The following is a 12,629-nucleotide window of genomic DNA, read 5'->3' on the forward strand; positions in this document are numbered from 1 at the left end:
CGTGTCTGGTGCGATTATGTGGTTGATTTAAAACGATAATCCGGGTGCGTAAGTTTGCTGGTCGAAATCCCATATCGTGGAATGTAATTTCGCCATGCAAATTTTCTTGTGAAGTCCGCAGGCCATTCGTATAATGAACCTCATTGGTTGTCGCGCTGCGGCAACCTCCGAATGTCTCCTCCACCCTCCTCCTAAGGTGGATTAAGCCCGAACCAGCCGTTCGGGCTTTTTTTCGTCTCATGCAAACATCGGCGCGCGGCTTGCACGCGCCGCCGCCGTCACGCGGGCTGTCGCGCCGCCGGCTGCGAAGTCGCGTCGGGCGGCGTGCCGCGCGTGCCGGCATCGGGCGCCGGCGCATGGGCGGCCGACGCGTGGCCGTGGCCGCGCGCGCAGAAGTGGCGCACGCGTTCGCGCACCGCACGCAGGCGCGCGATGCGGTCTTCGGCATGGGCGGTCCGGGCTTCGGCGATGCGCGCGTCGAGTGCGTCGAGCTTGGCTTCGCAGCCGGAGCGGGCGGCGACGGCGGGCGCCGCGGTGGCCAGCAGGGCGGCCGCGAAGAAGGGCGTAAGTCGTTGTTTCATCATGCTGATTTGTTGTTTTTCGGGTTCGGCCGGTCGGGCGCGGCAAGGTCAGGTGCCCCGCGTCGATGGGTGCCTCCCCAGGCGCTCGGTTCGCCTGGCTGGTCGGGGCACGATCGGATTTTGGCTCATTTCGGCCGTCGCGAACACGGGACGTGGATTCTCTTTGACCACGCAGCCGTATTTCCTTTATAATTCAGGGCTTTTCCGCATTCATGCCCACGGAAAAAGAACAGGGAGAGCCTGCACCGCGCCTCGAAGCGCACACAGACAAGCAGGAAGAACACATCGGGCAAAGCATTTTTTTTGGATCGATCATGAAGACGTTTTCCGCAAAAGCCCATGAGGTGACGCGCGAATGGTACGTGATTGACGCGACGGATAAGGTTCTCGGCCGTGTTGCCAGCGAAGTGGCACGCCGTCTGCGCGGCAAGCACAAGCCTGAGTTCACCCCGCACGTCGACACCGGTGATTTCATCATCATCATCAACGCGAGCAAGTTGAAGGTCACGGGCAACAAGACGCTGGACAAGAAGTACTACCGTCACTCGGGCTACCCGGGCGGTATCTATGAAACGACGTTCGGCAAGATGCAGGAACGCTTCCCGGGCCGCGCGCTCGAGAAGGCGGTCAAGGGCATGCTGCCGAAGGGCCCGCTCGGCTACGCGATGATCAAGAAGCTGAAGGTCTACGCAGAAGCGACGCATCCGCATTCGGCTCAACAGCCGAAGGCGCTCGAGATCTAAGGGGAGCCCACATGATCGGTAACTGGAACTACGGCACGGGCCGCCGCAAGAGCGCTGTCGCACGTGTCTTCATCAAGGCTGGCAAGGGCGACATCATCGTCAACGGCAAGCCCATCGCTGACTACTTCTCGCGCGAAACGTCGCTGATGATCGTGCGTCAGCCGCTGGAACTCACGAACCACGGCCAGACGTTCGACATCAAGGTGAACGTCAATGGCGGCGGCGAAACGGGTCAGGCAGGTGCAGTGCGCCACGGCATCACCCGTGCACTGATCGACTACGATGCGACGCTGAAGCCGTCGCTGTCGAGCGCAGGCTTCGTCACGCGCGATGCGCGTGAAGTCGAGCGTAAGAAGGTCGGTCTGCGCAAGGCTCGCCGCGCAAAGCAGTTCTCGAAGCGTTAATTTCGCTTCATGGCCTCGCCGCTTTCGGGCGGCGTCCGCCGGAAAAACCGCCAGCTTTCACGCTGGCGGTTTTTTTATGCCCGCTTCCGGGCCGCTGCGGCGCCCGCCTGCGCGGGCGCCCTTGATGAAATCGACAAGAACCTGTTGATTTCATGGACTTCAGCACGATCTTCTGATCGGCCCTACAATAGCGGCTAAAGCTTTTTGGAGAGTTCGAATGAACGCTGTTACCGAATCCGCAGCAACGACGACCGATATGCCGCTGCCGTTCGTCTTCACCGACGCCGCGGCCGACAAGGTCAAGCAATTGATCGACGAAGAGGGCAATCCCGACCTGAAGCTGCGCGTGTTCGTGCAGGGTGGCGGCTGCTCCGGCTTCCAGTATGGCTTCACGTTCGACGAGGAAGTCAACGAGGACGACACCGTGATGAACAAGAACGGCGTCCAGCTCCTGATCGACTCGATGAGCTACCAGTACCTGGTCGGCGCCGAGATCGACTACAAGGACGACCTCAACGGCGCCCAGTTCGTGATCAAGAATCCGAACGCAACCACCACCTGCGGGTGCGGTTCGTCGTTCTCGGTCTGAGCGCACGCCGGATCCGCGCCGGTTCGCCGGCATGAAAAAACGGGGCTTGATGCCCCGTTTTTTCATGCGCGCTCGCCTTGCGGCGCCCGCCGCGCGACGGTATCGCTTCAGCGCGGATAAAGCGCGCCGAGCACGCGCTCGCCGGCGGCGCCCGTCACGCTCGCGAGATTGCCGGGCTGGCGCGCGGTGAAGCGGTACGCGAGCCACGCGAACGCGAGCGCTTCGACCTGCTGCGGCGGTACGCCGAGCGCGGCCGTCGTATCGACGGTGGCCGGCACGCCGGCCTCGTGTAGCGCGTGCCGGAGCGCGTCGAGCAGCACCGGATTGCGTGCGCCGCCGCCGCATACGAAGACGGCCTTGCAGCCCGGCGCGTGCTGCGCGATTTCGCGCGCCACCGACACCGCGGTGAGCGCGGTGAGCGTCGCCTGCACATCCTCCGGCGCAACCTGCGGGAACGCGGCGAGCTTCGCATCGAGCCATGCGGGATTGAACAGGTCGCGTCCGGTGCTTTTCGGCGGCGGCGCGGTGAAATACGGTTCGTCGAGCAACGCGTCGAGCAGCGGCGCGCGTACGCTGCCGCGTGCGGCGAACCTCCCGCCGTCGTCGTACGGCTTGCCCAGATGGCGGGTCGCCCACGCATCGATCAGCGCATTCGCGGGGCCGCAGTCGAAGCCGCGCACGTCGCCGCCCGCGTCGGGCAGGATCGTGATGTTGCTGATCCCGCCGAGATTGCAGACGACGCGCGTTTCGCCCGGCGCGCCGAACACCGTCGCATGGAAGGCAGGTGCGAGCGGCGCGCCGTGGCCGCCCGCGGCCACATCGCGGCTGCGGAAATCGGCGATCACGTCGATCTGGGTCAGCTCGGCGAGCAGCGCCGGATTGTTGAGCTGGCGCGTATAGCCGCGCTCGGGGCGATGGCGCACCGTCTGGCCGTGCACGCCGATCGCGCGGATCTCGTCGCGCGACAGCCCGGCCGTACGCTGCAATTCATGGCAGCACACCGCATAGCGCGTGACGAGCGCATTCGCCGCGAGCGATTCGCGGTCGATCTCGTTGTCGCCGGGCTGCTGCAGCGCGAACAGCGCGTCGCGCAGCGATTGCGCGAAGCCGACGAACGCTTCCGCGAGCACGGCCGGCGCGCGGCCGGCCTCGAAACGCACGGCGACGCCGTCGACGCCGTCCATGCTGGTTCCCGACATCAGCCCGAAGTAGATGCCGTCTGCCGAATGGGCATTCTGCGGCGGTCGTTGCGGCACGTTGGGTTCTCCTGGATCGTGCGGCGCGGGCCGGTGCCGCGCGCCTTGCGCCCGATTATCCGCGCAACCTGACGCGTCGTTAAGCGATGCGCGCGCAAGTTATGGGAAAATCCCTGTTTTTGCGACATTCTTCCCGGCACCGATGAGCACCGAACCCAGTTCCAAGCCCGTTTTCCCGATCACCGACGAAGTCCGGCATGCGCTCGCCGTCACGAAGCGCGGCGTCGACGAGCTGCTGATCGAGGAAGAGTTCGCGCAGAAGCTCGCGCGCAGCGCAGCCACGGGCACGCCGCTGCGCATCAAGCTCGGCCTCGACCCGACCGCGCCGGACATCCACATCGGCCATACGGTCGTGCTGAACAAGATGCGCCAGCTGCAGGACCTCGGCCACACGGTGATCTTCCTGATCGGCGATTTCACGTCGCTGATCGGCGATCCGTCGGGCCGCAACGCGACGCGCCCGCCGCTCACGCGCGAGCAGATCGAATCGAACGCGAAGACCTACTTCGAGCAGGCCGCGCTCGTGCTCGATCGCGACAAGACCGAGATCCGCTACAACAGCGAATGGTCGATGCCGCTCGGCGCGGACGGGATGATCAAGCTCGCGTCGCGCTACACGGTCGCGCGGATCCTCGAGCGCGAGGATTTCACGAAGCGCTTCCAGGGCGGCGTGCCGATCTCGATCCACGAATTCCTGTACCCGCTGATGCAGGGCTACGATTCGGTCGCGCTGAACGCCGATCTCGAACTCGGCGGCACCGACCAGAAATTCAACCTGCTGGTCGGCCGCGAACTGCAGAAGCAGTACGGCCAGGAACAGCAGTGCATCCTGACGATGCCGCTGCTCGAAGGCCTCGACGGCGTCGAGAAGATGTCGAAGTCGAAGGGCAACTACGTCGGCATCAGCGAGAAGCCGACCGACATGTTCGGCAAGCTGATGAGCATCTCGGACACGCTGATGTGGCGTTACTTCGAACTGCTGTCGTTCCGCAGCATGGAAGAAATCGCCGGCTTCAAGCGCGACGCCGAAGGCGGCCGCAACCCGCGCGACTTCAAGGTACTGCTCGCGCAGGAAATCGTCGCGCGCTTTCACTCGCAGGCCGACGCCGAGCGCGCACTCGAGGACTTCAACCACCGCGCGAAGGGCGGCGTGCCGGACGACATTCCGTCGGTCACGCTGGCCGGCGCGCCGCTGGCGATCGGTCAGTTGCTGAAGCAGGCCGGCCTCGTGCCGTCGACGAGCGAAGCGCTGCGCAACATCGAGCAGGGCGGCGTGAAGATCGACGGCGCGACCGTGTCCGACAAGGGCCTGAAGGTCGAGGCCGGCGAGTTCGTCGTGCAGGTCGGCAAGCGCCGCTTCGCGCGCGTCACGCTGACCGCATGATCGCGCTGATCCAGCGCGTGAAGCGCGCCGACGTACGCGTCGGCGAGCGCACGACGGGCGAGATCGGCGCGGGCCTGCTCGCGCTCGTCTGTGCGGAGCGCGGCGATACCGAGGCCGCGGCCGACAAGCTGCTCGCGAAGCTGCTCGGCTATCGCGTGTTCAGCGACGCGGCGGGCAAGATGAACCTGCCGGTGTCGAACATCGACGGCGAAGGCCGTGCAGGCGGCCTGCTGCTCGTGTCGCAGTTCACGCTCGCGGCCGATACCAACAGCGGGCTGCGACCGAGCTTCACGCCGGCCGCGCCGCCCGACGAAGGCGCGCGGCTGTTCGACTATTTCGTCGCGGCCGCGCGGGCGCGCCATCCCGTCGTCGAGACGGGCGAGTTCGGCGCCGACATGCAGGTGTCGCTCGTCAACGACGGCCCCGTGACGTTCTGGCTGCAAATGCGGCCCTGATTCTTCCCCGGAGGCGCGCCGCGATGGCCACCACGCAGATTCTTTTCATCCGCCATGGCGAGACGGCCTGGAACCGCATCAAGCGCATCCAGGGGCATATCGACATCCCGCTGGCCGACACGGGGCTCGCGCAGGCGCAGCGGCTGGCGGCCCGGCTCGGGCGCGAGGCGCGCGACGGCGCGCGGATCGACGCGGTGTATTCGAGCGACCTGATGCGCGCGCAACAGACCGCACAGCCGTTCGCCGATGCGCTCGGGCTGCCGCTGCTGCTGCGCGAAGGGTTGCGCGAACGTTCGTACGGCGCATTCCAGGGGCACGACAGCACCGAGATCGAAGCGTTGTTTCCGGACGCGTATGCGGCCTGGCAGACACGCGATCCGGGCTTCGCGCCGGAAGGCGGCGAGTCGCAGCGCGAGTTCTATCACCGCGTGCTGCATGCGCTCGAACCGATCGTCGCTGCGCATCCGGGCGGCCGGATCGCGTGCGTCGCGCACGGCGGCGTGCTCGATTGCGTGTATCGCTTCGCGAACGGGATCGAGTTGTCGGCGCCGCGTACCTATCAGTTGCTCAACACCAGCATCAACGTCGTCGACTACGTGGATGGCCGCGCGCAGGTCGTGCGGTGGGCCGACGTGTCGCATCTCGAAGCCGCGAGCGACGACGACGGATACCGCAAGGTGCTCTGAGCATGCCCCCCGTCCGGCATGGCCGGCCCGGGGTTCCGTTGCCTTGCTTCGCGCGTGACGCTTACTGCGGCAGCCCGTGGCGCGTCTTGTAGTCGAGTGCGTACGCGATCTTGCCGGGTTTGTCGGCCGTGATCGGCTGGCGCAGCTTGTCGAATTCCCCCTTGCTGTATTTCTTCCCGCCGTTGATCGCATCGGCGCGCCCGAGGTCGGCGCCCGTCTTGCCGTCGATCACGGGGTCCGTGGCCGCGACCATCCGCGTCGACGTATTCCAGACCGCATTCAGGTAGCCCGTGTCGGCCTTCGCCGGATCGGGATCGGTCGTGCCGGGCCGCGTCAGGTCGTAGCCGGCCAGCGCGAACGTGCCCGGCTGCGCGCGCAACCAGTCGGCCCAGTAGAACTCGAGGTAGTCGGTCGCTTGTGCGGGTTTGCTGTAGCCGATGTCGCGCGTGAAATAGACGAGCGAGCGGTAGCGGTCGTTCGTCATGCCGAGCGTCAGGCCGAGGCCGGTCGGCAACTGCGCGGTCGTGATCGGCTGGCCTTCGCCGTTCTTCAGGCGCAGATAGCCGCGGCTCTGCATCTGCTGCCAGAACGCGTCGCCCGAATAATCGGCGAGGTTGTCCTTGACGACGACGTGCACGTGCAGCGCCGGGCCGCCGTCGGGCGTTTCGTAATAGGTCGACAGCCCATGATGGCCGTCGGTCAGGTACAGCGTGTCGCCGTTGGGGCCGATCACGACGGGGTTCAGCACCGAGCGGTCGCGGGCGTTCGCGTCGGTCGTCGCGCACGTGTAGCTCGCCGGCTCGCGCAGCGACGATTTGGCCGTGTAGCCGCTCGATGCGACGCCGCCGAGGCCTTCGTCCGCGCAGAAGTCGTCGAATTTCTTGTCGGGCTGCAGTTCGTAGCGGCCGAGCTTGTAGTAAATCTGGTCGTAGCCGATCGCACCCTGCGTCGGATGGAGGTCGCCGAGCGTGACGTCGATCAGGTCGCCGACGCGGGCAGCCTTCCATTTGCCCGGCTGCGGCGTGGTGGTGGCGGGCGGCGTGGGAGCCGGCGTCGTCGTGCCGCCGGACGGCGGCTGCGCGTTCGTACGCGCGACGGCGGCGACATCGTCGCCTCCGCACGCGGCGAGGGCGAAGACGGTGGACAGGCTGGCGGCAAGGGCGAAACGGATCGGCAGGCGTGGCATCGCGGGCATCGGGCGTCGGTCGGGTGGGCGGGACACCGCACGGGTCACGGACACGCGTGACGAGCACGAGGTGCGACCATGCGTGGGTGCAAGCCCGTCAGCTTGTCACAGCTATTTGACAGTAAATTGAAATGATCGGAAGAAGCAGATCGTCAGGCAGGCGGAGTGCCGTCGGACGGAGCGGCCGTCGCGCGGCGGCGCGCACGCTTCGACGCGCCGTTCACGAGCGCCCAGCGCAGCACGGGCGCGATGGCGCGTATGCCGGGTCGAACCACCGCACGCCGTAACGGCGCGAACGTCGACACGCCGAGCATGCGCTGCGCCCACGGCGGCAACAGGTCGATCCCGGCATGCATCACCAGCGACGCGGCAGGCCGCAGCGTGGGCTTCGCGACCGGCACGTTCAGCAGGATGGACATGACCTCGAAGGTACGCGGCCCGGCGTCGAGTTCGGGCAGCATGCGCGCGAGATAAGCGGCCACCTCGGCGCGCGAACGCGGAATCTCGCGGGCGCCGAGCAGCTCGGCAATCAGCGCCGTCTCCGCGTAATAGCGGTCCTGCAGTTCGCCCGGCAGCGCGGGATTCACGTAACGCAGATGCGCGGCGAGGAAGCTCGACACTTCCGCGACATGCACCCAGGTGAGCAACGCCGGATCGTCGGCGCGGTACGGCCGGCCGTCGGGCGCGGTACCTGATATGCGCGTGTGGATCGTTTTCACGCGCTCGATCAGCGTGAGCGCGTCCGCGCGGCTGCCGAACGTCGTACCCGTGATGAACGTGGCGGTGCGCCGCAAGCGGCCGAAGATGTCGGTGCGGAACGACGAATGATCCCAGACGCCCGCGAGCGCGAGCGGGTGGAGCGCCTGCAACAGCAGCGCGGCGATGCCGCCCGTCATCATCGACGTGAAATCGGCATGCACGCGCCAGCAGACGGCGTCGGGGCCGAACAGCCCCGGGTCTCCGGGCGGTGAGGAGAGATCGATCGACGGGCCGCCGCCGCCGGCCGTCAGGTGCGTGATACCGGCCACGAGCCGCTTGCGGATCGGCTCGGCCCAGCGTGGGCCCGGCACGGGTGCGGTGGGGTGGCGGCTGGGCGGCGTCGTCATGGCGGGTGCGGCGCGGCGACGGATTACTTCCCGTCGGGGGTATCCCACGCGTCGTGCTCGGTGATGCGGCGCGCATCGGGTACCGACAGCCCGAAGTGGCGATACGTGAGCAGCGTCGCGACGCGGCCGCGCGGCGTGCGCTGCAGGAAGCCCTGCTGGATCAGGTACGGTTCGAGCACGTCCTCGATCGTGTCGCGCTCCTCGCCGATCGCGGCCGCGAGATTGTCGATCCCCACCGGGCCGCCGTCGAACTTGTACAGGATCGCTTCGAGCAGCTTGCGGTCCATCAGGTCGAAGCCGACGGGATCGACGTCGAGCATCGCGAGCGCGGCATCGGCAACGGCCGCGGTGATCTGGCCGTCGGCCTTCACTTCCGCGAAGTCGCGCACGCGGCGCAGCAGACGGTTCGCGATCCGGGGCGTGCCGCGCGCGCGCTTCGCGATTTCCAGCGCGCCGTTCGGGTCGATCTGCGCATTCAGCAGCGACGCCGAGCGCCGCACGATGCGCGACAGTTGATCGGCGTCGTAGAACTCGAGGCGCGCGACGATCCCGAAACGATCGCGCAGCGGGTTGGTCAGCATCCCCGCGCGGGTGGTCGCGCCGACCAGCGTGAACGGCTGCAGGTCGAGCTTCACGCTGCGCGCCGCCGGCCCTTCGCCGATCATGATGTCGATCTGGTAATCCTCGAGCGCCGGATACAGGATTTCCTCGACGACCGGCGACAGCCGGTGGATCTCGTCGATGAACAGCACGTCGTTCGCTTCGAGGTTCGTCAGCAGCGCGGCGAGATCGCCCGCGCGCTCGAGCACGGGGCCCGACGTCTGGCGCAGGTTCACGCCCATCTCGCGCGCAATGATGTGCGCGAGCGTCGTCTTGCCGAGCCCCGGCGGCCCGAACAGCAGCACGTGATCGAGCGGCTCGGAGCGGCGCTTCGCGGCTTCGATGAAGATCTCGAGCTGGCCGCGCACCTTTTCCTGGCCGACGTAGTCGTCGAGCTGGCGCGGCCGCAATGCACGTTCGAACACCTCCTCGTGCGACGAGGCAGGCGTGGCGGCGATGATCCGCTGCTCGGTGGCGAGTTTGTCGGTTTCAATCATGCGGTCATTGTACCGCGCGACGACGCGCGGACCACCTGGCCGAACGGCCGACTGGCGAGCGCCGCGCGGCGGCGCGACACTGGCTTCGACGGCCGGATCGACCGCGCGTTACGCCTTCGACAGCGCCTTCAGCGCGAGCTTGATGCCTTCGGACACGCCGGTGCCGGCCGGCACGTTCTTGATCGCGGCAAGGCCTTCCTTCTCGGAGTAGCCGAGCGCCAGCAGTGCGTTGAGGATATCGGTCGCGTGGTCGGACGGCGACGCGGCCCCGGCGAGCGCGCCGAGGTCGGCGCCGAGCTTGCCCTTCAGTTCGAGCAGCAGGCGCTCGGCGGTCTTCTTGCCGATGCCGGGCAGGCGCGTGAGGCGGGCGGCGTCCTGCATCGTCACCGCTTGCGCGAGTTCCTGCACGCTCATGCCGGACAGCACGGCGAGCGCCATGCGCGCGCCGATGCCGGTGATCTTCAGCAGCTCGCGGAAGGTCGTGCGCTCCTGCGGCGTCAGGAAACCGTACAGCAGGTGGGCGTCCTCGCGAACGATCTGCTGCGTGAGCAGCACGACGCGCTCGCCCGTTTGCGGCAGGTTGTAGAAGGTGCTCATCGGCACGTCGATTTCGTAGCCGACACCGTTGCAGTCGACGAGCAGATGAGGCGGGTTCTTTTCGAGCAGGATGCCGGCGATGCGACCGATCATGGAGGACGGGATGCGAGGAAGAAAGCGCGAGTGTAGCGCACGCGCGGCGCAATGCCGATGGGGCGCGTCCGTCAGCCCGAAGCGGCGCGCGTCGCGGGCATGTCGGGCGCGGGTAGGACGGTCAAGCCGCCAACGCGGTCGAGCCGGTGTGCCGGGCCGCGGTGCGCGGGCGGCGTCAGCCGACCAGCCTGCCGCGCCGCACGCGCAGCCCTTTCTGCGCGAGCGCCGGCGCGAGGCCGCCCAGCGTGCTGAGCGTGTTGCCGCCGTGTGCGTGGCAGATCGCCATGCCGAGCGCGTCGGCTGCGTCGGAGCCCGGCTGGCCGGACAGGTTGAGCAGCCGCGTGACCATTTCCTGCATCTGCGTCTTGGTCGCGCGGCCGTAGCCGACCACGGCCTGCTTGAGCTGCAGCGCGGTGTATTCGGCGACCGGCAGCCCGCCCGCGACGAGGCCGCAGATCGCGGCGCCACGCGCCTGGCCGAGCAGCAGCGTCGACTGCGGGTTCACGTTGACGAACACCTTTTCGATCGCGGCCTGGTCGGGCGCGTGTTCGCGCACGATCGTCGAGACGCCCTGGAAGATCGTGCCGAGGCGGGTGGCCAGGTCGGCCGTCGGCGTGCGGATCACGCCGCTCGTGACATAGGCGAGCCGGTGGCCGCTGACGTCGATGACGCCGAAGCCGGTGACGCGCAGGCCGGGGTCGATGCCGAGAATTCGCATGAGTGAGGAGAATGGCGTGATGCAGCGATACTACAACGAACGGTGCGGCAAGCCGGCCGCCCGGGCGGGCGCAAAGGCGCCGCGCAATAAAAAACCCGGCGGAGGGGATGCCGCCGGGTTCTCGTGCAGCGGCCGCGCGGGCCGCATGCTGCGATCAGTGACGGAAGTGGCGCACGCCCGTCAGGATCATCGCGATGCCGTGCTCGTCGGCTGCCGCGATCACTTCGTCGTCGCGCATCGAGCCGCCCGGCTGGATCACGCAAGTCGCGCCGGCCGCCACGACGACGTCGAGGCCGTCGCGGAACGGGAAGAACGCATCCGACGCGACGGCCGAGCCGGCGAGCGTCAGGCCCGCGTTCTGCGCCTTGATGCTCGCGATGCGCGCGGAATCGACGCGGCTCATCTGGCCGGCGCCGACGCCGAGCGTCATGCCGTTGCCGCAGAACACGATCGCGTTCGATTTCACGTACTTCGCGACGCGCCATGCGAACAGCAGGTCGTCCATTTCCTTCGCGCTCGGCTGGCGCTTCGTGACGACGCGCAGCTCGCTCGGCTGCACGTTCTTCGCGTCGAGCGACTGCACGAGCAGGCCGCCGCCCACGCGCTTCAGGTCGAATGCGTTGTGGCCGTCGCCAAGCGCGATCTCCAGCAGGCGCACGTTCTGCTTCGCGGCGAACACCTGCTTCGCGGCGTCGCTGAACGACGGCGCGATCAGCACTTCGACGAACTGCTTCGCCACCGCCTGCGCGGCCGCCTCGTCGACTTCGCGGTTGAACGCGATGATGCCGCCGAATGCCGACGTCGGGTCGGTCTGGAATGCCTTCGCGTACGCGTCGGCCGAATCGTTGCCGACCGCGACGCCGCACGGGTTCGCATGCTTGATGATCACGCAGGCCGGCGCGTCGAACGTCTTCACGCATTCCCACGCGGCGTCCGAATCCGCGATGTTGTTGTACGACAGTTCCTTGCCCTGCAGCTGGCGGTAGTTCGCCAGCGCGCCGGCCGGCGCCGCGAGGTCGCGGTAGAACGCCGCGCTCTGGTGCGGGTTCTCGCCGTAGCGCAGGTCCTGCACCTTGTCGAACGCCATGTTCAGCGTGGCCGGGTACGCGCTGCGCGAGGCGTGTTGCAGCTCGTCGGTCAGGCTCGTCAAGTAGTTCGTGATCGCGCCGTCGTATTGCGCGGTGTGCGCGAACACCTTCGTCGCGAGACGGAAGTTGGTCGGGTAGCCGATCGTGTTGCCGTTCGCCTTCATTTCGTCGAGCACGACCGCGTAGTCGGCCGGGTCGACGACGACCGTCACGTCGCGGTGGTTCTTCGCGGCCGAGCGCAGCATCGTCGGGCCGCCGATGTCGATGTTCTCGATCGCGTCGGCGAGCGTGCAGTCGTCCTTCGCGATCGTCGCGACGAACGGATACAGGTTCACGACGAGCAGGTCGATCGTCGGGATGCCGTGCTGTTCGAGCGCCTGCATGTGCTCGGGCAGGTCGCGGCGGGCGAGGATGCCGCCGTGCACCTTCGGGTGCAGCGTCTTCACGCGCCCATCGAGCATTTCCGGGAAGCCCGTGTAATCGGCCACTTCGGTCACGGGCAGGCCGGCGTCGGCGAGGAGTTTCGCGGTGCCGCCCGTCGACAGCAGCTTGACGCCGAGGTCGGACAGCGACTTCGCGAAGTCGACGATGCCGGTCTTGTCGGAAACGGAAATGAGCGCTTGCTTGATCATGATGGAACCACCAA

At 67.3% G+C, this 12,629-nt stretch carries 15 protein-coding genes; 7 read left to right on the forward strand and 8 right to left on the reverse strand.

The features are described 5' to 3' along the window. Positions 1 to 278: 278 nt before the first annotated feature. Positions 279 to 584 carry a DUF1090 family protein gene (locus WS61_RS13860; RefSeq protein WP_059500992.1) on the reverse strand — a complete coding sequence of 102 codons (306 nt, stop codon included), beginning with the start codon at positions 582 to 584 and terminating at the stop codon, positions 279 to 281. Between the two features lie 311 nt (positions 585 to 895). On the opposite strand from WS61_RS13860, the gene rplM reads away from it, so the two are divergent. From rplM to erpA, 4 genes are read left to right on the forward strand one after another with little or no spacing between them, the layout of a single operon-like run. Next, positions 896 to 1,324 carry a 50S ribosomal protein L13 gene (rplM, locus tag WS61_RS13865; RefSeq protein WP_009687896.1) on the forward strand — a complete coding sequence of 143 codons (429 nt, stop codon included), beginning with the start codon at positions 896 to 898 and terminating at the stop codon, positions 1,322 to 1,324. Positions 1,325 to 1,335: 11 nt separating this feature from the next. Beyond that, on the forward strand, positions 1,336 to 1,728 hold the full coding sequence (rpsI, locus tag WS61_RS13870; RefSeq protein WP_006476904.1) for a 30S ribosomal protein S9: 393 nt from the start codon (positions 1,336 to 1,338) through the stop codon (positions 1,726 to 1,728). 9 nt (positions 1,729 to 1,737) lie between these two features. Beyond that, positions 1,738 to 1,926, forward strand: a complete 189-nt coding sequence (locus WS61_RS35195; protein WP_179949372.1) for a hypothetical protein — start codon at positions 1,738 to 1,740, stop codon at positions 1,924 to 1,926. A 19-nt stretch (positions 1,927 to 1,945) separates the two neighbouring features. Further along, positions 1,946 to 2,317: an iron-sulfur cluster insertion protein ErpA gene (gene erpA / locus WS61_RS13875; RefSeq protein ID WP_006759918.1), complete on the forward strand. Its 372-nt coding sequence runs from the start codon at positions 1,946 to 1,948 to the stop codon at positions 2,315 to 2,317. Positions 2,318 to 2,424: 107 nt separating this feature from the next. Here the strand turns inward: erpA and WS61_RS13880 are convergent, their stop codons facing one another. Beyond that, positions 2,425 to 3,573 carry an anhydro-N-acetylmuramic acid kinase gene (locus tag WS61_RS13880; protein ID WP_059500993.1) on the reverse strand — a complete coding sequence of 383 codons (1,149 nt, stop codon included), beginning with the start codon at positions 3,571 to 3,573 and terminating at the stop codon, positions 2,425 to 2,427. Between the two features lie 142 nt (positions 3,574 to 3,715). Here WS61_RS13880 and tyrS point away from each other — a divergent pair, with 142 nt between their 5' ends. From tyrS to WS61_RS13895, 3 genes are read left to right on the forward strand one after another with little or no spacing between them, the layout of a single operon-like run. Further along, the gene (gene tyrS / locus WS61_RS13885; protein WP_059500994.1) at positions 3,716 to 4,957 is read left to right on the forward strand and encodes a tyrosine--tRNA ligase; all 1,242 of its coding nucleotides are present in this window, start codon (positions 3,716 to 3,718) and stop codon (positions 4,955 to 4,957) included. After that, positions 4,954 to 5,412, forward strand: coding sequence for a D-aminoacyl-tRNA deacylase (gene dtd / locus WS61_RS13890; RefSeq protein ID WP_059500995.1), 459 nt, complete (start codon positions 4,954 to 4,956; stop codon positions 5,410 to 5,412). Before tyrS ends, dtd begins: the two co-directional genes overlap by 4 nt. Before the next feature lie 23 nt (positions 5,413 to 5,435). After that, positions 5,436 to 6,098 (forward strand): histidine phosphatase family protein, encoded by a 663-nt coding sequence (locus WS61_RS13895; RefSeq protein ID WP_059500996.1) that lies wholly within the window; start codon positions 5,436 to 5,438, stop codon positions 6,096 to 6,098. Positions 6,099 to 6,159: 61 nt separating this feature from the next. Here the strand turns inward: WS61_RS13895 and WS61_RS13900 are convergent, their stop codons facing one another. The 6 genes from WS61_RS13900 to purH all read right to left on the reverse strand — a co-directional run bounded on the left by WS61_RS13900 (position 6,160) and on the right by purH (position 12,615). Beyond that, complete coding sequence (locus tag WS61_RS13900; RefSeq protein ID WP_059501114.1) at positions 6,160 to 7,284, reverse strand: ParB/Srx family N-terminal domain-containing protein; 1,125 nt, start codon at positions 7,282 to 7,284, stop codon at positions 6,160 to 6,162. Between the two features lie 152 nt (positions 7,285 to 7,436). After that, positions 7,437 to 8,390, reverse strand: coding sequence for an oxygenase MpaB family protein (locus WS61_RS13905; protein ID WP_059500997.1), 954 nt, complete (start codon positions 8,388 to 8,390; stop codon positions 7,437 to 7,439). A gap of 23 nt (positions 8,391 to 8,413) precedes the next feature. Beyond that, a complete protein-coding gene (gene ruvB / locus WS61_RS13910) occupies positions 8,414 to 9,487 on the reverse strand; it encodes a Holliday junction branch migration DNA helicase RuvB (RefSeq protein WP_059500998.1) in 1,074 nt (357 codons plus the stop codon). Positions 9,488 to 9,595: 108 nt separating this feature from the next. Then, positions 9,596 to 10,177, reverse strand: coding sequence for a Holliday junction branch migration protein RuvA (gene ruvA, locus WS61_RS13915; RefSeq protein ID WP_021162490.1), 582 nt, complete (start codon positions 10,175 to 10,177; stop codon positions 9,596 to 9,598). Between the two features lie 175 nt (positions 10,178 to 10,352). After that, positions 10,353 to 10,895, reverse strand: a complete 543-nt coding sequence (ruvC, locus tag WS61_RS13920) for a crossover junction endodeoxyribonuclease RuvC (protein ID WP_006476894.1) — start codon at positions 10,893 to 10,895, stop codon at positions 10,353 to 10,355. A 154-nt stretch (positions 10,896 to 11,049) separates the two neighbouring features. After that, positions 11,050 to 12,615: a bifunctional phosphoribosylaminoimidazolecarboxamide formyltransferase/IMP cyclohydrolase gene (purH, locus tag WS61_RS13925; RefSeq protein WP_059500999.1), complete on the reverse strand. Its 1,566-nt coding sequence runs from the start codon at positions 12,613 to 12,615 to the stop codon at positions 11,050 to 11,052. Between the last annotated feature and the right edge of the window lie 14 nt (positions 12,616 to 12,629).

This window comes from Burkholderia sp. ABCPW 11, assembly GCF_001523445.1.
Lineage (GTDB): Bacteria > Pseudomonadota > Gammaproteobacteria > Burkholderiales > Burkholderiaceae > Burkholderia.